This is a genomic window from Dolichospermum sp. UHCC 0315A (assembly GCF_008121535.1).
In the GTDB taxonomy this organism is placed as follows: domain Bacteria; phylum Cyanobacteriota; class Cyanobacteriia; order Cyanobacteriales; family Nostocaceae; genus Dolichospermum; species Dolichospermum lemmermannii.
The window spans coordinates 2,478,785-2,498,987 of record NZ_CP043056.1; the positions used below are offsets into that span (position 1 = coordinate 2,478,785).

Annotated in this window: 21 protein-coding genes; 6 read left to right on the forward strand and 15 right to left on the reverse strand. The window is 38.4% G+C overall.

Going from position 1 to position 20,203, the window contains the following annotated elements; translation table 11 throughout:
* Positions 1-34 precede the first annotated feature (34 nt).
* The 5 genes from BMF77_RS12020 to BMF77_RS12040 all read right to left on the reverse strand — a co-directional run bounded on the left by BMF77_RS12020 (position 35) and on the right by BMF77_RS12040 (position 4,313).
* Positions 35-847, reverse strand: coding sequence for a helix-turn-helix domain-containing protein (locus tag BMF77_RS12020; protein WP_148763040.1), 813 nt, complete (start codon positions 845-847; stop codon positions 35-37).
* A 226-nt stretch (positions 848-1,073) separates the two neighbouring features.
* Entirely contained in the window at positions 1,074-2,129 is a 1,056-nt protein-coding gene (locus BMF77_RS12025; RefSeq protein ID WP_148763042.1) for a YwqG family protein, read from the reverse strand.
* Between the two features lie 75 nt (positions 2,130-2,204).
* Entirely contained in the window at positions 2,205-2,579 is a 375-nt protein-coding gene (locus tag BMF77_RS12030; RefSeq protein WP_334311504.1) for an aspartyl protease, read from the reverse strand.
* Complete coding sequence (locus tag BMF77_RS12035; protein ID WP_015078959.1) at positions 2,564-2,881, reverse strand: hypothetical protein; 318 nt, start codon at positions 2,879-2,881, stop codon at positions 2,564-2,566. The genes BMF77_RS12030 and BMF77_RS12035 overlap by 16 nt, the downstream gene beginning before the upstream one ends.
* A gap of 148 nt (positions 2,882-3,029) precedes the next feature.
* Positions 3,030-4,313, reverse strand: a complete 1,284-nt coding sequence (locus tag BMF77_RS12040) for an aspartate aminotransferase family protein (protein ID WP_148763044.1) — start codon at positions 4,311-4,313, stop codon at positions 3,030-3,032.
* Positions 4,314-4,367: 54 nt separating this feature from the next.
* Between BMF77_RS12040 and BMF77_RS12045 the strand changes: the two genes are divergently transcribed.
* The 3 genes from BMF77_RS12045 to BMF77_RS12055 all read left to right on the forward strand — a co-directional run bounded on the left by BMF77_RS12045 (position 4,368) and on the right by BMF77_RS12055 (position 6,840).
* Positions 4,368-4,589, forward strand: coding sequence for a hypothetical protein (locus tag BMF77_RS12045; protein ID WP_148763046.1), 222 nt, complete (start codon positions 4,368-4,370; stop codon positions 4,587-4,589).
* A 206-nt stretch (positions 4,590-4,795) separates the two neighbouring features.
* Positions 4,796-5,860 carry a TrkA family potassium uptake protein gene (locus BMF77_RS12050; RefSeq protein ID WP_305791131.1) on the forward strand — a complete coding sequence of 355 codons (1,065 nt, stop codon included), beginning with the start codon at positions 4,796-4,798 and terminating at the stop codon, positions 5,858-5,860.
* A 26-nt stretch (positions 5,861-5,886) separates the two neighbouring features.
* On the forward strand, positions 5,887-6,840 hold the full coding sequence (locus tag BMF77_RS12055) for a leucine-rich repeat domain-containing protein (RefSeq protein ID WP_148763048.1): 954 nt from the start codon (positions 5,887-5,889) through the stop codon (positions 6,838-6,840).
* Positions 6,841-6,902: 62 nt separating this feature from the next.
* On the opposite strand, the gene BMF77_RS12060 is transcribed toward BMF77_RS12055, so the two are convergent.
* Positions 6,903-7,586: a response regulator transcription factor gene (locus BMF77_RS12060; RefSeq protein WP_148763050.1), complete on the reverse strand. Its 684-nt coding sequence runs from the start codon at positions 7,584-7,586 to the stop codon at positions 6,903-6,905.
* A 297-nt stretch (positions 7,587-7,883) separates the two neighbouring features.
* Between BMF77_RS12060 and smpB the strand changes: the two genes are divergently transcribed.
* Positions 7,884-8,354 carry an SsrA-binding protein SmpB gene (gene smpB, locus BMF77_RS12065; RefSeq protein WP_015078954.1) on the forward strand — a complete coding sequence of 157 codons (471 nt, stop codon included), beginning with the start codon at positions 7,884-7,886 and terminating at the stop codon, positions 8,352-8,354.
* 32 nt (positions 8,355-8,386) lie between these two features.
* On the opposite strand, the gene BMF77_RS12070 is transcribed toward smpB, so the two are convergent.
* The 7 genes from BMF77_RS12070 to coaD all read right to left on the reverse strand — a co-directional run bounded on the left by BMF77_RS12070 (position 8,387) and on the right by coaD (position 15,971).
* Positions 8,387-9,781 (reverse strand): IctB family putative bicarbonate transporter, encoded by a 1,395-nt coding sequence (locus BMF77_RS12070; RefSeq protein ID WP_148763052.1) that lies wholly within the window; start codon positions 9,779-9,781, stop codon positions 8,387-8,389.
* 229 nt (positions 9,782-10,010) lie between these two features.
* Positions 10,011-10,532, reverse strand: coding sequence for a DUF4351 domain-containing protein (locus BMF77_RS12075; RefSeq protein WP_148763054.1), 522 nt, complete (start codon positions 10,530-10,532; stop codon positions 10,011-10,013).
* 357 nt (positions 10,533-10,889) lie between these two features.
* Positions 10,890-11,216 carry a DUF2887 domain-containing protein gene (locus BMF77_RS12080; RefSeq protein WP_148763056.1) on the reverse strand — a complete coding sequence of 109 codons (327 nt, stop codon included), beginning with the start codon at positions 11,214-11,216 and terminating at the stop codon, positions 10,890-10,892.
* Between the two features lie 172 nt (positions 11,217-11,388).
* Positions 11,389-13,611, reverse strand: a complete 2,223-nt coding sequence (locus BMF77_RS12085; RefSeq protein WP_148763058.1) for a tetratricopeptide repeat protein — start codon at positions 13,609-13,611, stop codon at positions 11,389-11,391.
* A 300-nt stretch (positions 13,612-13,911) separates the two neighbouring features.
* Positions 13,912-14,373, reverse strand: a complete 462-nt coding sequence (locus tag BMF77_RS12090) for a hypothetical protein (RefSeq protein ID WP_148763060.1) — start codon at positions 14,371-14,373, stop codon at positions 13,912-13,914.
* Positions 14,374-14,796: 423 nt separating this feature from the next.
* A complete protein-coding gene (locus tag BMF77_RS12095; RefSeq protein WP_168204431.1) occupies positions 14,797-15,510 on the reverse strand; it encodes a DivIVA domain-containing protein in 714 nt (237 codons plus the stop codon).
* Positions 15,438-15,971: a pantetheine-phosphate adenylyltransferase gene (gene coaD, locus BMF77_RS12100; RefSeq protein WP_148763064.1), complete on the reverse strand. Its 534-nt coding sequence runs from the start codon at positions 15,969-15,971 to the stop codon at positions 15,438-15,440. The genes BMF77_RS12095 and coaD overlap by 73 nt, the downstream gene beginning before the upstream one ends.
* A 162-nt stretch (positions 15,972-16,133) precedes the next feature.
* On the opposite strand from coaD, the gene lgt reads away from it, so the two are divergent.
* Positions 16,134-17,009 (forward strand): prolipoprotein diacylglyceryl transferase, encoded by an 876-nt coding sequence (gene lgt / locus BMF77_RS12105; RefSeq protein WP_148763066.1) that lies wholly within the window; start codon positions 16,134-16,136, stop codon positions 17,007-17,009.
* Positions 17,010-17,134: 125 nt separating this feature from the next.
* The gene (gene cobM / locus BMF77_RS12110; RefSeq protein WP_015078945.1) at positions 17,135-17,974 is read left to right on the forward strand and encodes a precorrin-4 C(11)-methyltransferase; all 840 of its coding nucleotides are present in this window, start codon (positions 17,135-17,137) and stop codon (positions 17,972-17,974) included.
* 100 nt (positions 17,975-18,074) lie between these two features.
* On the opposite strand, the gene BMF77_RS12115 is transcribed toward cobM, so the two are convergent.
* Both BMF77_RS12115 and BMF77_RS12120 read right to left on the reverse strand, forming a co-directional pair.
* On the reverse strand, positions 18,075-19,121 hold the full coding sequence (locus tag BMF77_RS12115; RefSeq protein WP_148763068.1) for a DUF1611 domain-containing protein: 1,047 nt from the start codon (positions 19,119-19,121) through the stop codon (positions 18,075-18,077).
* Complete coding sequence (locus BMF77_RS12120) at positions 19,105-20,157, reverse strand: dipeptide epimerase (protein WP_148763070.1); 1,053 nt, start codon at positions 20,155-20,157, stop codon at positions 19,105-19,107. Before BMF77_RS12120 ends, BMF77_RS12115 begins: the two co-directional genes overlap by 17 nt.
* Between the last annotated feature and the right edge of the window lie 46 nt (positions 20,158-20,203).

Genomic DNA, 20,203 nt, shown 5'->3' on the forward strand with positions numbered 1-20,203 from the left:
TACTTCAAATTGGCAAATTTTCTGGAATTGTTTGTTAATTCTGTTTAGGATAAACCAACTCACCTTCTTTTTCTATTAAACTTAAAGGGATTTTAGGGTTATTAATAGATTCCATTCCTCCACGTATTCTAGATTCCCAGTAACTGAACTTAGTTTCAAGTGAAGTAGGGTCAACTCTGTATATAGCTTTTAATAAAATTCCTTCATAAACAGCAATATACCAAGCTTTTACAGCACGATATTTGGCTAAGATATCAAGGTTAAGATGATGATTTGTGGTGACACTTTTACTTAAAAGTTTATTAATTGTTTTTAATTCATATTCATTTTTTTCTGCATCAATTGCATCATTTCCTTCACGTCCAGGTGATATCCGCAAACCAAGTAAGATTAAAACTTGAAGAACTTTCCCTCCATTGTCTTGAAAAACATCATTAATACCATACTCATTTGCCAGACTCTGTAATTCCTGAATAGCCCCAAGTGCTGTCTGTAATCGTTCTAAATCTGAACGGCGCTCTTTAGTTGTGTTAACTGCTTCCTTAACAGGTTCAACAAGAGAGGGAAGAACTACCGGAGTTTGTAATTCAGTGAGAAAGTTTGTACTGATATCTGTTTGGGGTGTGACATTCATTAAGTATGGTACTGACACTTTCAGGGCTTCAGCAATATCTAAAATTGTTTCAAAAGACGGAGCGCGTTCACCTCGTTCTATGTAGCTAATATGCTCAACGGATTTATCAATATCCTCTGCTAACTGCTCTTGTGTAATACCTCTGTCTTTGCGAAGGGCTTGGACTCTATCACCAAAAAGCTGTTTAACTTCTTTATATCTTTCAAAACTCATAGAAAACTAAAACGAACTAAAAGTACGTCTCGAATCTTATACAAAGCATCAAAATGTGAAAACGAACTAAAAGTACGTTTATGCTTAGAGTTCAATTAACTACCTAAATTGGGTTAGTATTTGAACAAATTTTATTTACTACTTGCTTAATTCTGAAAGTTACAGAATAGGTATCTCAGATAATATTAGGTTTATTTAATCCTAGAAAAGCCTAATTCACCTAATTTCAACAACAAGCATAGGTGTACAAAATCTTAGAAAAATCTAACCGTTTCAATGCAGAAGGCTGAATAAAAAAGTTACCAACTCCCTCATCTCCCCACATGATTGAATGCTCATCATCAGAGTTCATTTGTAATAGCAGAAAATCATAACCTTCCTCCTCCTGCAAATCTGCACGATCATCATTTTGCACAAATGCAGGATATCCTCCTAAACGATGTCCTCCTAGCAATTCCTCATATTTTTCTTCATACTCATTGATAAAATCATCTACAAGTTCTTCTAAAGAATTTTCCATTGCTTTAGTTAAATTACTTTGTTGAAAAATGGGAAAATGGCTTTTAAGTAAGTTTCTAAACCGATAATCTGATGCACTCATGGGAGTTGATTCAATAGCGAAATTCAAACCCAGACAGTCTAATAATGGCAAACCTATTCCTGGAGGTAAAAAATCAAAATTATCTAGAAGATTATCAATATTTAAATCTGGTTCTGGAAAGTAAATAACTCGAAAGGTAGTTTGTTTTAATTGGGGATATTCTTCAATTCCATAAGCTGTTTGACCTGATGCTTCAATATAAAACTGAAGAATCCCTTTTTCTGGTAAATCTTCTAAATTCGGCGTTTCCGAAAAGTTGATTTGTGCTAAAAGATGGAGGGGTGTACCATCTGGGGCTTCAGGATAGGTCGTATTTTTAGGAAGGTAGGGTAAACCACCAAATTTACTTTGCCATAGGGTAGTTTCTGTTGTTGAAGATGGAGTAATTTCTATATAAGGTTTGATAATGGCATTGGCAAATTCATCTACTTGATTTTTTAATTCTAAGAACATTCCATACAATTCATCTGGAGTGAAATCTTTGTTATTTTCGTCTACGGTCACAGATTCGATATCATACCAACCGTGTGTGAGTAATTCTTGAATACTTTCATTAAAAAAAGCTTCGGCTTCGGCTTCAGAAGAGAATTTATGCAGTTCTTGATAATGGGTAACATTACAGCCGTCTAGATGAATGGAAGTCCTGAGAGAACTTAATCTAAATATTTTATTGCATTTCATGATAATTAATCTTAGATGTGATAATGAATGATATTGGTAATATTTGAAAAGTCTTTCTTTTATTTGTAGTATGTCTTATTCTAGCGTTAATATACAAGATGATATATCTACTACCAAACGTCTATTTTTCAACCATTGACGACCAAGTAAAATTTCCGGTAATCCTTGTCCCACATGGACAGGAATATTAAAATATTGTCCATCAATTTGTACTTTTCCTAAATAGATTTCAAATTCCGCATCACCCTGGGCTGTTACCATTGTTTGTTGTTCTAAATATATCCACCCAAGTGCTTCTATGTCCTGGTTGTTGATTGCTAACCACCAAGAAAACCCTGTATCCAAAAGAGCTTCTACTGATAGTTCTAATCCATCAGCAGCTATCAAATCTATCTCAAAAAATAATTCATCCTCATCACCAAATTTACCCAAGATCATATTTTGCCACATACTCCAGTTTCATTAATTCGGAAAACGTGCAGTTTGACGTTTGGGTATTTTTGATGTGCTTGTTGTGCGGCTAATAAGGGATCTTCATGAATAAAATATTCACGGCTATTTGGCTCAATTGCTATGTACCAGTTATAGTGAGTTTTAATGAGTTCTGCTTGTAACTGCTCAAAAATTATTTTACAGTTTTGAGACAATGTTTCCCGTTCAGTCTGCCATTGTGCTTTCTGTTCTTGAGTCCATTGAATTTCTGGGAAGATTCTGCCTCTGCGGACTGTATGAGTAGATTTTGTTTCTGGCATAGCTTCGTTGTGTATTAATGAAAAATATATTATTCCATTTTATCGCATTTTTTGATTAATTTATTCCAAATTGATATGTTGAAAATTATCAAGATGAAAAATTCGTAATTGATAATTATTAAATTACAAATTACGAATTTTTAATTACCTATGCTGTTAGTTTAGCTAATGCTTTTTCTACAGCTTCTAATGCTTGCTTGATTTCTGCCTCTGTGACAATGAGAGGGGGAACAAACCGCACTACTTTAGGACCTGCGGGAACAAGTAATAAACCTTCTGCCATAGCAGCTTTGACAACCTCAGCAGCAGTTAAGGGAATATCGGCTTTGATTTCCATGCCGCTAATTAAACCCCAACCGCGTACTTCTGAGATATGCTGAGGATATTGACGAGCGATCGCTCTTAATCCTTCTCGTAAATGTGCGCCCTGTTCTAGGACATTCTCTAAAATATTCTCTTTTTCCAAAGTCTCACACACACTCAGCGCCACACCACAAACAAAGGGATTACCGCCAAATGTACTTGCGTGTTCTCCTGGTTCAAAAATATCGCAGAATTTCTTACTCATCATCGCACCGATGGGAATACCACCGCCCAAACCTTTCGCACTGGTGAAAATATCTGGTTCTACTCCCAAATGTTCATAACCCCATAATTTGCCACTGCGTCCCATACCAACCTGTACTTCATCAAAAATCAACAAAATACCGGTTTCGTCGCAAATCTCCCGTAACCGCTTAAAGTAAGCAATATCTCCAGGACGAACGCCACCTTCCCCTTGCAATGGTTCAATTAAAATTGCCCCTACCCGATAATTACCTTCATCTAATTCAGTAACAGCGGCTTCCACTGCTCTAATATCGTTGTAATTTACATAATGGAAACCAGGAACTAAAGGATCAAAATGCTTTTGATATTTTGGTTGTCCAGTGGCAGTCACAGTGGCTAAAGTCCGTCCGTGAAAACTGGCATGGGCAGTTAAAATGATTGGGTGGGCAATTTCTAGGACAGTGTGGGCATATTTCCGCGCTAGTTTAATTGCTGCTTCGTTGGCTTCAGCGCCAGAATTACAGAAAAATACTCTATCTGCACAGGAATGATTAACAATCCATTTAGCTAATTCACCCTGTTCAGGAATATAGTACAAATTGGAAACATGATGCAATTTCTGGATTTGTCTAGTTACAGCCTCTACCATTGCTGGATGGGCGTGTCCTAGAGTACAAGTGGCAATGCCCGCGACAAAATCCAGATATTCGTTGCCCTGACTATCCCAAACACGGCAACCAGCACCCCGTTCTAAAGCCAAAGGAAACCGTCCATAAGTGGACATGACAGCCGCATCGAAGCTATCAACATCAAAAGGTGTAGATGGCATAATACCTGACTCCAAGGGGTTCGTGGCTTGTTCAATTAGAGTTTGCACGCTCACTACCGCTACTCCTGAAAAGCTTTTATCGTAATACTTTACTAGGTTCTGGGAAATATGAACAAAATTTTTGATGATTTTAAGAGAAGTCAGGAGTCAGGAGTCAGGAGTCAAGAAGAAGGAGTCAGGAGTCAGGAGTCAGGAGTCAGGAGTCAGGAGAAAAAAAGAAGGAAGAAGGAGTCAAGAAAAAAATTACCCATGATTGTGCAAATATTATTTATTGTGAATCCTTACATTAGAAGTTTTTTAATTCTTAATTCGGACTTGCTGATAGCGTAGCGTGATGTTAACCATATAAATATAAAACCTTGATAAATCAAGAGTTATAGGGAAATAAAATGTGAATAAGGTGCAAGGAATAATCTTTAAAACTATCAAAAAACTATCACTTTCTCATATTCTTCCTTATTCCTTATTCCTTATTTCTTCTTTCTTCCTCCTGACTCCTGACTCCTGACTCCTGAACTCCTAATTCTTAATTGCCTGTGTATTCTACCCTTGAACAAAAATATCAACGGATTCAAAAAGAATTAATGGCTGGGGCGCTTGCTTTAGCTGGTATTTTCCTAATCGGGACTTTATGGTATTCCCTGGTTGAGGGCTGGAAATGGGAAGATGCAGCTTACATGACTGTAATTACTCTAGCAACTGTCGGTTATGGAGAAACTCACCCATTAGGTAGTCGAGGGCGTTTATTTACCATTGTCTTAATTTTAATGGGTGTGGTGAATCTTACTTATATTGTCAATAGATTTACAGCCGCAGTCATTGAAGGTTATTTTCTAGAAGGAATTCGACTCCGACAACAAAGGCGTTTAATGGAATCATTATCAGAACATTATATTATCTGTGGATTTAGTCGCACTGGGCGACAAATTGCTAAGGAATTTCAGGCTGAAGCTGTTTCTTTTGTCATTATTGATTCGGAACTTGAATCTGTCCAAAAAGCTCAGGAAATTGGTTACATTGTTTTTCAAGGTGATGCGACGTTAGATGATACTTTGTTAAAAGTTGGCATTACTAAAGCAATTTGTATTGTCGCGGCTTTACCTTCAGATGCGGAAAATTTATATACTGTTCTCTCAGCAAAAACTCTGAATCCAGGCATTCGGGCGATCGCTCGCGCTAGTACGGAAGAAGCGGTACAAAAGTTACAGCGTGGTGGTGCAGATGCCGTAATTTCACCGTATATTACTGGTGGCAAACGCATGGCAGCAGCAGCCCTCAGACCGCAGATTTTAGACTTTGTAGATGGGATGCTTTCTGGTACAGACCGTCAGTTATATATGGAAGAATTTTTACTAGATTCGGATAGGTGTCCCTTCGTTGGTCAAAGTTTACAAAAGGCCAAATTGCGATCGCAATCAGGAGCATTAGTTCTAGCAATTCGTCGTCTTGATGGTAAACTCATTGGTGGTCCAACTGGAGATACGGTTTTAATGTCGGGAGATACATTAATTTGTATGGGTACGGCTGAACAATTGCGGGGTTTAAATCAAATTCTTGGTCCGATTAATTCTCAACAATTACGAAAACCTAAAATTAGCTAAAATTAGAATAGGATAATTTACGGAATATGAAACTAGCTTTAGTATCTGCAACTATCTTGACTTTCACTTTAGGAATTTACACCCCAAAATTTATGGCTACTCCTGCGAAAACACCCAAAACTTTTACAGAATGGTGTGAACAAAAAGCCAGTTTACCTAAAGAGACGAGACACACAGTTCAAGTATTGTTAGAAATCGCCAAAACGCAAGATTGTAATCAAGCTAATCAAACGCTTACTAAACTCAAAGAATTAAACCTCAGAGAAAAACGAATTAGCGATCTTAAACCTTTATCAAGTCTGACTGATTTAATTTCCCTCAATCTTATTACTAATAAAATCAGTGATATCCAACCTTTGTCAAGTCTGACTAATTTAACTTCTCTTTACCTGAATGGAAATAAAATCAAAGACATCAAACCTTTGTCCAATCTAACTAAATTAACTATTCTGTTTCTCGAATCGAATCAAATAACTGATATCAAAAGCTTGTCCAATTTGACTAAATTAACTTCCCTAAGCATCAGAGGCAATAAAAGCCCGAATATCCAACCTTTATCTAAGTTGACTAATTTAATTAATCTCGATATCGGTTATAATCAAATCAGTGATATCAAGCCTTTGTCTAATCTCACAAAATTAACTGATCTCAACCTCTTTAGCAATAAAATCAGTGATATCAAGCCTTTGTCTAATCTCACAAAATTAACTGATCTCAGAATAGACATAAATCAAATCACTGATGTTAAACCTTTGTTTAATCTCACAAAATTGATTACTCTCAGCCTTCAGTCAAATAAAATTACTGATGTCAAGCCTTTATCAAATTTAACTAATTTGAATACTCTCATACTCAAAAAAAATCAAATTAGAGATATCCAGTCTTTATCCACTTTGAAAAAATTGCAGTTTCTTAATGTTGAAAATAACCCGCTTACCTCTAAAAAATGTCCTATCGAGCCCAACCATTGTATCTTCTAGCAAGTTACACAAACTCAGAAAACTCGGATATGAAATTTCTGCACAGTTTTTCTTAACTGGTACTATTCTACTAAATCATGTTTTATCGCAAATCTGACCAATTCTGCCCGGTTACAGGTTTCAGTTTTCCTCAATAAACTACTAACATATTTCTCCACCGTGCGCGGACTTAAATGTAAATGATTACCAATTTCTCCATTAGACAAACCATGAGTTAATAAGTCTAAAACTTCCTGTTCTCTAACAGTTAGCGGTGTCAATACTTGAGATTGTTGTACATGAGTAGGAATAGAAATATGACCGTTTTTTGCTTTTGTATAAGTGGCAAAACTGATTTCTTCCTGATAAAGAAAACGACATTCTGATTGGATGATTTGCGATCGCTCTAACAAATTACGTATAGCAGCGGCTATCTCTTCCAATTCAAAAGGCTTAGGCAAATACAAATCACAACCAGACTGATATCCCAAAATTCGTTCTTGGGTTTTCGTTCTCTCTGTCAACAAAATCACAGGTAATAATCGAAACGCCGATAATTGCCGAACACGACGCACCAACTCATAACCATTCATCTGTGGCATCATAATATCTGTCACCATCAAATCAGGATGACGCTTTTCAACCATAGCCAAAGCATCTATACCATTATCAACAGTTATAACATTATACCCGGACAGATCAAGATAATCACTAATAGATAGGCGTGTACCTAAATCGTCATCTGCGACAAGAATAGTCAAGGGCATGGATAATACACCCCTATAATTTTTTGACCGAGTAATTTGCCGTTATCAACAATATTAATAGACACAAGCAAGAATACTAATTTGATCTTTAATACTATGACAAGATTACTTACTCATGATGACATCATCAATGATTTCTAAAGAAAATATTAAATTTTTAGGAATAGTTAACAAAACTTTACGTAATTTAGAGACTAAACAGGTTTACCTGTCACCTGTCTTTGTGAACTACAATCAATAAAAGAGTTAGTCTAAAGAAATTTTTAGGCGTATTTATTAAAACTAAGAAGATTTTCGATGAGTGATAAACAGAGTGAAGGTTACAAAGTTATTTGTGATAATCGGCAAGCACGGTTTTTATATGAAATCATAGAAACCTATGAAGCGGGAGTTCAGTTGACAGGAACTGAAGTAAAATCAATTCGTGCGGGTAAAGCCAATTTGCAAGATGGCTATGCGTTGCTTCGTGACGGTGAAGCATGGTTAATCAACGTCCATATTTCTCCTTATGCCTCTAGTGGTGCATACTTTAATCACGAACCCAGACGAACCCGCAAATTATTACTCCATAAACAAGAACTGCGTAAACTTATTGGGAGGGTACAACAGGAAGGTTTAACCCTAGTCCCCTTAAAAATGTATCTGAAACGAGGTTGGGTAAAAATAGTCATTGCGCTGGGTAAAGGTAAAAAACTCCACGACAAACGCGAAAGTCTCAAACGTCGTGACGACCAGCGAGATATGCAAAGGGCAATGAAAAGATATTAAAGTATCTAGGGCGCGAAACCGCGCCCATATTTCTAAGCTTGTTGATTATTTCGCATTAAAGGTTGCCAATAACTGGCAATTAAAGCCATCATTAACCACCAGAGAGTATTAACTTCAGGACGATAGAAAACTGTATCAAATAAACCCTGAGTTAATAAACCTATTATAGCAGCTATTGCCCCCATTAGCCACAAGCCTTCCATATTCTTAGTTTTTCGTAACCGACTTAATTGCAAATATCCTGTATTTAATGCAACGACAATCAACCACATAAAACAAGTAAAACCCAAAAAGCCAGTTTCTACAATCGTTTCTAGAAACACAGAATAGGCACTTAATGCTGTAAATTTCGGATGTTGGTACAGAGGATAAACTTTATTAAAAGCACCATGTCCTGGTCCTATACCAATTATAGGGCGATCGCGGATCATTTGAAACACCGATTCCCAAACATTTTTCCGAAAGTTATTACTACTGTCTTTGCGGTCGGCAAATATACTCACGATTCGCACCCGGAAGGGTTCGACAAATATCAATCCAATTATCAATAACCCCACTACAGTTCCTAAGAATATTGGTAAAGACCAAGTCCGCCAAAATGGGGGCATACTTATACTCCACCAATAAAACAGCAACACCGCTATTGTCAATAATTCCACTAATAAGGCAATCCAACCACCGCGACTAAAGGTCAAAATTAAAACAGTAGCGTTAACCACAAACATTGTTAATGCTAATGATTTCCTAATCCAACCCGGCCAAGCTACAATGGCAACTAAGCTCAAAATTACAGCGGGTAAAAGATATCCAGCTAATAGGTTAGGATTTCCTAAGTAACTGTAAACTCTCGTAGTTTTAGCCAAAGAAGATTCTGGGTCAACCCACGTAGCTAAGGCCTTCGCACCAAAAAACCATTGTCGCAACCCATAGACGCTGACAATCAGGGATATATGCAAATAGAGAGTAATCAACCAAGACCGAAACCGGGGGACGCGCAGCACCCTAGCACAGAGGGCAAACAGTAACAAATAAAGAGTTAATGTTTGTAAATCACCCAAAGCCGCTTTTTTCACCGGTGATAAAGCCGTTGATATAGCAGCAATACTCCAATACAGCAACACTAGCAGGTGAATAGGAGTAACCGAAGCCGCATTTGCTGATGTATTGTCATCCGATAAAGTCAACAGCAGCCAAAAGCCAACACAAGCCACCAACAATAAACCGATTAAAGTAGTAGAAACAAAAGGTGCAAGACCATAAATGAGGCTAAGTAAGCCAACAGCAATAATATCTCCCCACTGCATTAAGATACTACTTTGTCGCCAAGGCAGCAAAAGCCCCACCAGAAACCGATGTAGGTAACTACCAGACAAATATTCTTTCAGTGGTAAAGAAGATAAAGTCAATCTTTCCCAGACTAAATACATAAGGAAATACAGAATACAGGAGCTATGCAGTATAGCTTACGCCAAGTCTAGCTGTGAAAATTAATATTCCTTTCCTCAATACCTTGTCCATTTTCTGCTTTGTTGGGTTAAGCGACAGCGCAACCCAACGCATTTGTTGGGTTTCATGCTTCAACCCAACCTACAAATCAAGGCCTTTTCCAATTTAGAAGGTATTGTTTCCTCGAAAACTATTCTCAAGTTTTTATGACTACAAATGCGCCAAAAGCCACCCATCTAAATCGGATATTTCTGTAAAATCTAACAAAGACTCCCCTAAACTCTCCAACTGCTCTATATTCAAACCTCTTATTTGCTCTTGTTGGGCTAAAGACAGCAATCCATACCGCTTCGTCAACATACGCAGCACTAAATCCGTTTCCCCTTCTTGTCGTCCTGCTTGTCGTCCTGCTTGTTGTCCTGCTTGCTGTCCTTCTTGAAACACTTCCTGATAAAACCGTGTTTGGGTGACATCTGCTGTTTTCAGGTTTAGCATTTTCAAAATCTCCTTTGTGCTGAGTTGTGGGAATTTATTCACAAGTATAGCTTCTACCAAATCTAAGCGCCGGCGCAGTTCTTCTTCTGTTTCTGCACTATTAATAATCGCTTGTGCCAAGGAGGCTGTATCTTGTTCATTGACTACCAGCAATTTCAATAATGACAGATTGGGACTCAAATCTGTTAACGGTAATAAATCTTCTAAATATAGCCGTTTGACTTGATTTGTTAACAACGATTGGTAGGGAATGTCCGAGCGTGAACTACCTACACTTCCCTTGCGGGTAAGTATAGGCTTCCTACCCAGTTAACAGCTTTTTGCTCTTCGAGAACAACAAGACTGATGTTAAGGCGATAGGCTGACCCCTCGTTCCAAAGGCAAAATCAAGGTTAATCAACAAAAATGATCATGTATCTAGCTTGGTTATCGCTATTCTCTCGCCTTGCCGAGATATTCAATTCATAACACAAATTTTGGGAATTGTCTCCATGTTTTCCTTCCTTGCTGTCGCGTTGGTCGGAAAACCGTCGTCAATTCACGCGCCATTCATCCCCCGCTGCCCTATCGGGTCAGACGTGGGGCTTCTGTCGGTTAAGCTAAATCTTCCCGTCGGTTGGGTAAAATCAACAATCCGTACCAAGGTTGTTTGACGTTGTATTGATATAGGTACAGAAAAATCTCTGCGAAATACCGACCATAAAATTTGGGTTCTCTTTGCATCTGTGCCTCTAAAAATACTAACGGTAAATTTAGATCCTTGGCAATTGGTGTTAATAATCCATCTATTGCAAATCCTTTTTCTTTGACTGCGGGCGCACTATAGGTAAATTCGCAATCTTTGGGAATTTCTGGAATTAACTCGGTAATTAATCCTGGCTGAGATAAAAATAGTCGGTAAAACAGTTTATCAGTTTTCATAATTACCTATCGTTCTCCTTAATCTCCTTATCTAAAAATTTTTTTCTTATTCTCATACAAATTATAAGAATAAGAGTCTAACCGTAAAACATCAGATTGCTAAACAAAACTATTGTTATCTTATCTAATAGATTTGTCTGAAAATAAATGCTTTAAGATTAACAGCATTTACTTAACGATTACGTAAATATTCAAGATTATTACGAACAGTAATAGTATTAGGATGATCTACTCCTAAGCGTTGTTCAAGAATGTTTAAAGCTTGTTGGTAGAGAAGTTCGGCTTCGCTATACTTGCCTTGGAAATAGTAAAATGCTGCCAAATTGTTGAAACTGTCAGCGATATGGGGATGGTAATCACCTAGCAGCTTTTGCCTGAGTGCCAAAGCTTTTTTGTAGAGAGGTTCGGCTTTGCTGTACCTGCCTTGAAAATCGTAGAGTAGAGCCAAATTGTTGAAACTGTCAGCGACATGGGGATGGTCGTCACCCAGAAGCTTTTGTCTGAGTGATAAAGCTTGGTTGAAGAGAGGTTCTGCTTCGCTGTACCTGCCTTGGGAATAGTAGAGTAGAGTCAAATTGTTGAAACTGTCAGCGACATGGGGATGGTCGTCACCCAGAAGCTTTTGTCTGAGTGATAAAGCTTGGTTGAAGAGAGGTTCTGCTTCGCTGTACCTGCCTTGAGATTCGTAGAGTCCTGCTAAGCTATTGAAAATGGTAGCGACAAAGGGATTGTCATAACCCAGCAGCTTTTGCCTGAGTGCTAAAGCTTTTTTGTAGAGAGGTTCAGCATCACTGTACCTACCTTGGGAATTGTAGAGTCCTGCCAAATTGTTAAAACTTTGAGCGACATCGGGATGGTCATCACCCAGCAGCTTTTGCCTGAGTGCTAAAGCTTTTTTGAAGAGAGTTTCGGCTTCGCTATACCTGCCTTGGAAATGGTAGAGTAAAGCCAAATTGTTAAAACTGGTAGCGACATCGAGGTGGTCATCACCTAAACGCTGTTCAAGCAATAATACACATTGCTTGAACCAAGGTTCTGCAAGTTTATATAATCCCTGCCCTTGATAAAATTTTCCTAACCCAAGAAAAGGCCAATATAAAGTTTCATCACTAACAACATCAACTAAATGTTCTGCTACTTCCTGTAAATGGGGTATATCTAATTTCAATTTTTTAATATCTTCCTGTATTGGCCGCTCAGGAATTGATTGAGCTACATCAATCATTGTTTGGCAGAAGTGAGATACTTGTTGTTGTCCAGAAGCTAAGTTGTTGTGCTTTTTTTTCAAAAACTCACGAATTAGTTGATGTAATTGATAATAATTATCTTCACTTTGTAAAAGATGTAATTGTTCTAATTCAATTCTGGCATCTTCTAAATCTTCTGTATATTGCTCAGGTGCAGCACTTTCCACAAGTGACCAAGGAATAGGAGCTAAAGCAAATAAACTCAGTAAACAACCTAATTCTTGAGCAGCAGAACTGAGAACTTCCCAACTTAATGCAAAAGCAGCTTCAACACCACGAGTTATAGATAGAGTCCAGGTTGGGTCATTCATATCAACAACTAAAGCAGGATGATCTAAACCTTTAGCTTCTAATCTTTTCAGCATTTCTGCTAAAGATATCTTGCGTTTTTTAATATAACGGCTAACCAATTGTAAAGCTAGAGGTAAATAACCTAAACGCTGACAAAGTTCTTCTGCTTGTGCTGTTTTTGGAGTTAATTTATCAGCACCAATCAATTCAGATAATAATGCCAGTGCCTCGGATTCAGAAAGGATTTGCAAAGACAAAGAACCAGATAAATTTAGTTTGAGTCTTGTTGTGATCAAAACCCGAAATTGAGATAATTGTGGCGGCAAATAAGGCTGAATCGCCGAATAATTTTGGACATCATCAATAACTAATAAAACCGTACCTTCTCGCCAACGTTGCCAACACCACTTTACTTGTAGTAATACATCAAAATCATCTGGGGGATTTAAACCTAAATGTGTGCGACAAAATTGAATAATTTGTAAACCGAGATTTTGATTTGTAGCCGACAACCAACAAATACCTCCCAGATAAGAATTTAGGAATAAATGCAGAAGAGAATATTGGGTTGCTAATTCAGTTTTACCAATACCACCCATACCTTCAACAGCAGAAATTACAGCATGATTGCTAGTTTGTAAATGTTGATGAATTAACACTAATTCATTTTCTCGACCAACAAACTTTTGAGTATTACTATTAGGGATATTGTGGGGAAAACTTAGAGGTTTATCCAAATCATTTAAATTATTGACATTTTGAAAAACTTGAGTAATATCTCCCACAGAGATATCACCCCCCGCTTGAACATTTTTGAAAAGCTCTTGAACAACTTGAGGGAGATGATTTGTATTCATGATTAGAACTTAAAGGATGTTTTAAAAGTTTTTAATATGTAAATATACCCCTTTCTAAACCTCTCCCCTACCAAAAGAGAAGCATTAAAACCTTTATTTTTTTTCTAGTTCCCTCTCCTCTTAGGAGAGGGCTAGGGAGAGGTAAGTACAGACCCCTTTCTAAACCTTTCCCCTACCAAAATAAAAGCATTAAAACCTTTATTCTTTTCTAGTTCCCTCTCCTTTTAGGAGAGGGTTAGGGAGAGGTAACTTAGGTTTTTGGAGATAATGGATTTTATCCAATACTGTTCACACAATCTCTTAACCTTCTTGAGTTAAATCACCTATAATAATATTATTAGCCTTGATATTGGTGAGCATTGCTTGGTCAACAGAACCACTACTTCCTGAAGTTCTTTGAGTGATATTCTGAGCTTTTAAATCACCAGTTAATTCAATTCCACTCAAAATAACCTGACGAATCTTAGGGTCTTGTGTTTTGAGTTCTTCAACCAGCAATTTAAGTTGATTAGCAAAAATTTCATCAGCATTAATGTATTCTTGCAATTCATCTTGTAACTGAAGTTTATTTTTTTCATTTGGATCTTTTTCAGCCCGAATTAATAAACCTTCCATTCCTTCTGTAGTTAGCTTTTGTCGAATAGTGCTAACCAACTTTGCAAAAGTATCCGCGACTCCTTTAACTGCAAATTTTCCACCTTCCTTGATTGCTTCCGAGAAAGATAAAGAAACAATAACAGCGCCAGTGAGTGGTTCAACCATAAAAATTACACCTTAATGGATTAATACACCGTCAGTATATATCATTCGCAACAGGTCAAGCAACAAACAAGAAATTTCGACCCTTTGCTCATTTGCATTTCTGCGGGAAATAAAATCTATACCAATACTGTTCGGTTAAGGCTAAAAAACAGATTTTATCCTCGTTCTTAGGGACTTCCAAGAAATAAAATCCCCAAAAATTTCTTGTAGTGCGGGCATACTTCGACAAGCTCAGTACAAGTCTTGCCCGCTAATCATCAAGGACGGGCATCCTGCCCATCCCAGAAAATTGGGTAATTTATTTTTTGGTGTTCCCTTATACTCTGTATGGGAATGAATTATAGAAGGTGCTGACTTTAATAACTGCAAGAGGCAGAGCCTCTGTGATAGCATTCCCAGTCAGAGACTGGGAACGAGGTGATACTATCTTTTTTTGGAATTATGGGGGCGTTGTTGGGGATGATCTCCATTTTTGGGGACATTAGCAGAATTTAATTGTTTGCGGCCATTAGTAATAATTTTTAACATTTCCTGTATATCCTGTTCAATATTAGCCAGAACGTTATCGGCGTATTTATCAGCACCATCTTCAATTTCTTCAGCTTGAGAAATTGCCGTTTGGCGCATTTCTTCTAATTCTTGCTGACAAGCGCGACGTTTGCGGTCAATTTCTGCAAGAGTGTCTTGCATCATTGTTTCACAATCGTCCTGGACTTGTCGCCGTAGTTGGTCAGCTTCCCGCTGTGCTTGCCTGACAATATCACTTTCTGCCAAAATTTGCGCTCTTTTTGCTTGGGCTACATCTACAACCTGTTGTCCATATTCTTCCGCTTCTAGAAGAATTTCATTCTTTTGTGCCAAAATATCGAGTGCTTCCTGAAACACTGTTGGCAAAGAAAGACGGATGAAATCAAGTTGTTCTAGTAATTTATCTTCATCTATTAAGGTACGTCCTGTCAGGGGAATCCTCAAACTAGAGAGAACTAAGTCCTCTAAGCGGTTGAGTTCCTGCTGAATATCTACCCCTGCTGTTGGTTCTGGATTGCCAATGGAGGGGATACCATTCACGTACTCTCGTGGGGTAGGATTGTTGCCGTTATGGTTGGATTCGAGGCTAGGGATTTTTGGTTGTAGCATTGGTATATATCTAGGGCAATGTGTGGGGGAACAAGATGATCAACAGAGCCACCAAACCTGGCAATCTCTTTTACCACACTACTACTTAAAAAACTATACTCATTTGATGTTGCCAGAAAAACTGTCTCGATCTGAGTAGACAATGTTTTATTAGTGTGAGCCATTTGTAGCTCAATCTCAAAGTCAGAAACCGCTCTTAACCCCCGTAACAAAACTTGCGCTTGTTGCATTTGAGCATATTTTACAGTCAAACCGTCAAAGCTGTCTACTCCTACATTTGGTAAATGTTTTGTAGCTAGACGAATTTGTTCTAATCTTTGCTCTACTGTAAACAATGGCATTTTATGGGGATTGCGGAGGACGGCAACAATGACTCGTTCAAATAGGCGACTACTGCGCTGAATAAGGTCTAAATGTCCCAAGGTGATGGGATCAAAACTACCAGGATAAATAGCAATCACAAGGTTATTTTAAGTGATTATATTGACGGATTTTCCACAGAACTTTATTAAATCTAACATCTGATGTTTCCAGATTGGGATTTTATCCAGATTAGTTACTAAGGCATAATATATTATTGTTTTTCATCCCCATAGATTTCATACTCCTATAGGTAATTTTGTATGATAGTGGATTTTTCTGTTTTGCCCTTGGGGTTTTTATTTACTTCCCCTGGTCCGATTGTGGTTAAATTGGGACCAATTGTTATTCGTTGGTATGGGTTGCTGATTGCTTCTGCTGTGTTAATTGGTGTTAGTCTTTCTCAATACCTAGCCAAGCGTCGTCATGTTAATCCCGATTTAATCAGTGATTTATCAATTTGGTTGGTGATTGCAGCTATTCCCGCCGCTAGGTTATATTATGTTTTGTTTCAATGGCCAGAATATTCTCAACATCCAGAACGGATAATTGCAATTTGGCAAGGGGGTATTGCGATTCATGGGGCAATTATTGGCGGGGCGATCGCGGCGTTAATTTTTGCTAGACTGAATAAGGTATCTTTTTGGCAATTGACTGATTTGGTTGCTCCTTCATTAATATTAGGGCAAGCAATTGGTCGGTGGGGAAATTTTTTCAACTCGGAAGCTTTTGGCAGACCAACTAGTTTACCTTGGAAGTTATATATTCCCTCAGATCGTCGTCCTTTGGATTTAGTGAATTTTGAATATTTCCATCCCACTTTTCTTTATGAATCGTTGTGGAATTTAATGGTGTTTGCATTGTTAATAACTTTGTTTTTTCGAGCTTTAGCTAAAAAACCCCGGTTGAAAGTAGGGACGTTATTTTTAGTTTACTGGGTTGCTTATAGCTTGGGACGGGTTTGGATTGAAGGTTTACGCACAGATAGCTTAATGCTAGGACCTTTACGGATGGCACAAATGGTAAGTTTAGGGGGAATGACTTTAGGATTATTTGGTTTAGCTTGGCTATATATATTCAAGCGTTCCTTACCTGATGTTGTTGCTGGGGGAAATGAAGAAAAAAATGCCCCAGAGTAATTAATCTCTAGGGCTTAACCAGGGTGCATCTACCATCTATTTCTACTAGGCAAAGTGGCTGAATCCGGAAGGGTACTAGGGAAATGGTAAAAGTTTTTTTTGCAGGGTTTTGCAGGGGGACATTAATGAGTGAATCTACTAATAATTTGAGTTTTTTCAAGTATCCAAATACCTTAGAGCCTGGGGTTTATATTGTTGGTGCTGGGCCGGGAGATCCTGATTTATTAACGGTTAGAGCGCAAAAGTTGTTAGCTGCTGCTGATGTGATTTTATTTGCAGATTCTCTAATTCCAGAACAGATTTTAGATGTTTGTCGTCCAGATGCGGAAATTATCAAAACCGCAAATCGGACTTTGGAAGAAATTGTACCATTGATGATTGATGCCGTGCGATCGCATAAATCTGTAGTAAGATTACACTCTGGTGATCCTAGTCTGTATAGCGCTATTCATGAACAAATGCAGCTATTAGCCGATGCTAATATTCCTTTTGAAGTCATTCCTGGTATCAGTGCTTTTCAAGCTGCCGCAGCTAAACTCAAGATAGAGTTAACTGTGCCTGGTTTAGTGCAGACTATCATCCTGACTCGCATTAGTGGTCGTACCCATGTTCCAGATACGGAAGAGTTAGCAGCTTTAGCAGCACATCGTGCCAGTTTATGTTTATATCTCAGTGTGACTCATATCACTGAAGCCCAAGGGAAATTGTTAGAACATTATGATCCAGATACTCCAGTAGCAATTTGCTATCGCTTAGGCTGGCCAGATGAAAAAATCCGGGTTGTGAATTTAGCACAAATGGCAAATTGTACTCATGAAGAGAAATTACGCCGAACGACACTTTATGTGATTAGTCCTGCACTATTACCAGTAAGTGGGCGCTCGCGCTTGTATCATCCTGAACATAATCATTTATTCCGTTCATCACATAGCCTTGGTTCAGATACAACAGAATTGAGGATGTAGAGGCAAAGTTTATCTCGTTTAAATTGACGAATTTTAAATTATCTCCACCGGCAATAAAACTCCTACTCTCCGTGCCTCTGCGCCTCTGCGTGCAAAAAAATCAACTCTGTATAACAGCATCCAATAGCAACCCAGCCCCAAACCGAATAGGATCTGTACAAGGTAACTTAGTTTCTGCTATAGTTTGAGCGATCGCATTTTTTGCCTCTACTTCCCCCAAATTCCGAGTATTCAAAGCAATTCCCACCACAGGAACAGGACGAAAAGCCCCCGCACCACTAGCAACAATTTCATACATCCGAATTACTTCCGGTAAAGCTGGAATCGGTATATGAGGATTATTACGGTTGTGAGTTTGTCCCGCTTGATGCACCAATATTAAATGTGTAGGCTGAGAACCCCGAATTAGCGGTAAAGTTGCCGTTGAACCAGGGTGTAAAAGAGAACCTTGCCCTTCAATTTGCAGAATGTCGTAATGTTGACCAAAACGCATTACCAACTGTTCCACCGCACCAGCCGCAAAATCTACCCGCACAGCGTCTAAAGCCACCCCTTCCCCCTCCAACATTAACCCAGTTTGACCGGTAGCCAAAAACTTAGAACGGATACCCCGCAATTTAGCCGCTCGATGTAATTCTAGACTAGTGGACATTTTACCAATGGCCATATCCGTTCCCACCGTCAATACCCGCCGACAGGGCAGATTTTGCGCCATTGCCGAGGCTACATCTAAATTAGCTGGTTCTTTGCGGACATCCCAAATTAATTGTCCTGGGTTAAGGAGGGCATTTAATTCCGGTATATTTGCCATTGGTGTATGTAATCCATTTACCAAAGACATTCCGGCTTTCAGGGCATCTTTGATATCAACCCAATAATCATCAGGAACAGCACCACCTTTGGGCGCAATCCCAATTACTAGAACTTCCGGTTTGTACTGTAATGCTGCTGTCACAGATACCACAATTGGCACATCTCGCTGAATACCTGTTAACTCTGGTAAAGATTTACCGACAGATTCTCTGTCAATCACGGCTACAATGGGCGACTCGCTGTAGCGTAAAATTGATAACCCAGTTTTTCCTTGAACTCCAGTAATTCCCTCATGAAGAAGAATTGCTATTTTTTGATTAAGCGACAGACGCACAATGTTTCACTCCCAAACCAGGTAAATTATTCGGTAAAACTCGCCCATTTTCTACCACAGCACCACTAAAAGGATCATCAATTAAATTCAAATGACTATCTAAATCCAAATAATCAGCCAGTGGTGCAAGTTGTAATGCGGCGGTATTAGCAAGACAACTATCAGAATAACAGCCAAACATGACTTGTAAATTGTGGGCTTTGGCTGTATGCACCATTCGCATAGCTTCGGAGATTCCCCCAGATTTCATTAATTTGATATTAATGCCATCCACATAATTAGCTAATTGGGGAATATCCCCACTGGTAAAGCAACTTTCATCGACAAAAATTGGTAACGGTGAATGTTTTTTCAATTCGGCTAAATTTGCTTCTTCACCTCTTACTAAAGGCTGTTCTACATACTTGATTCCCAAATCAGCTAACCAATTACACATATTTATGGCATCCGTTAAACTCCAGCCTCCATTAGCATCAACAAATACATCTTTTCCGGTGGCTTCTTCCCGGACTGCTAAGAGCATTTTTTGATCTGCTTCTATTCCCTCGGTTGAACCTAATTTTACCTTGAATAACTGCACGTCCATAAATTGTAACCAATCTCGCGTCCTTGCCCTTGCACCTGCTGGAGAATTAATACCAATTGTTACCGATGTTGGCACTATAACATTTTTATCCAGTCCCCACAGTTGCCACAATGGCAAATTCACACGCTTACCCAACCAATCATGTAATGCCATATCCACAGCCGCTTTGACTGCGGAGGAAATTTGCATTTGTTTTAATAGTGCCTCAATTTCCTGTCGTTGCCAAGGGCTATATTTTTGTAAAGCAGGTATGATTTGCTGTAAAGTTTCTTGGATTTTCTCGGTAGATTGCCTGTGGTTGCCTACACCAAAAGGTGATGCTTCTCCCCAACCTGTGATTCCTTCTGCGGTAATTTGTAACCAGATATTTGTTGTTTGTGCTGTTGTGCCGCGACTAATTGTGAGGGGAAATCGTTTGTTGACGGTAAAGGTTTGAAAGTTGATTTGCATAAATATATTCAATAGGGAATATGTATTTTACATGGAGTTGGAATTG

Bases quoted from the DNA above. Each gene is read 5' to 3' on its own strand.
- BMF77_RS12020 (WP_148763040.1), bottom strand. From the start codon at position 847: ATGAGTTTTGAAAGATATAAAGAAGTTAAACAGCTTTTTGGTGATAGA.
- BMF77_RS12025 (WP_148763042.1), bottom strand. From the start codon at position 2,129: ATGAAATGCAATAAAATATTTAGATTAAGTTCTCTCAGGACTTCCATT.
- BMF77_RS12030 (WP_334311504.1), bottom strand. From the start codon at position 2,579: ATGTGGCAAAATATGATCTTGGGTAAATTTGGTGATGAGGATGAATTA.
- BMF77_RS12035 (WP_015078959.1), bottom strand. From the start codon at position 2,881: ATGCCAGAAACAAAATCTACTCATACAGTCCGCAGAGGCAGAATCTTC.
- BMF77_RS12045 (WP_148763046.1), top strand. From the start codon at position 4,368: ATGAACAAAATTTTTGATGATTTTAAGAGAAGTCAGGAGTCAGGAGTC.
- BMF77_RS12055 (WP_148763048.1), top strand. From the start codon at position 5,887: ATGAAACTAGCTTTAGTATCTGCAACTATCTTGACTTTCACTTTAGGA.
- BMF77_RS12060 (WP_148763050.1), bottom strand. From the start codon at position 7,586: ATGCCCTTGACTATTCTTGTCGCAGATGACGATTTAGGTACACGCCTA.
- smpB (WP_015078954.1), top strand. From the start codon at position 7,884: ATGAGTGATAAACAGAGTGAAGGTTACAAAGTTATTTGTGATAATCGG.
- BMF77_RS12070 (WP_148763052.1), bottom strand. From the start codon at position 9,781: ATGTATTTAGTCTGGGAAAGATTGACTTTATCTTCTTTACCACTGAAA.
- BMF77_RS12080 (WP_148763056.1), bottom strand. From the start codon at position 11,216: ATGAAAACTGATAAACTGTTTTACCGACTATTTTTATCTCAGCCAGGA.
- BMF77_RS12085 (WP_148763058.1), bottom strand. From the start codon at position 13,611: ATGAATACAAATCATCTCCCTCAAGTTGTTCAAGAGCTTTTCAAAAAT.
- BMF77_RS12090 (WP_148763060.1), bottom strand. From the start codon at position 14,373: ATGGTTGAACCACTCACTGGCGCTGTTATTGTTTCTTTATCTTTCTCG.
- BMF77_RS12095 (WP_168204431.1), bottom strand. From the start codon at position 15,510: ATGCTACAACCAAAAATCCCTAGCCTCGAATCCAACCATAACGGCAAC.
- lgt (WP_148763066.1), top strand. From the start codon at position 16,134: ATGATAGTGGATTTTTCTGTTTTGCCCTTGGGGTTTTTATTTACTTCC.
- cobM (WP_015078945.1), top strand. From the start codon at position 17,135: ATGAGTGAATCTACTAATAATTTGAGTTTTTTCAAGTATCCAAATACC.
- BMF77_RS12120 (WP_148763070.1), bottom strand. From the start codon at position 20,157: ATGCAAATCAACTTTCAAACCTTTACCGTCAACAAACGATTTCCCCTC.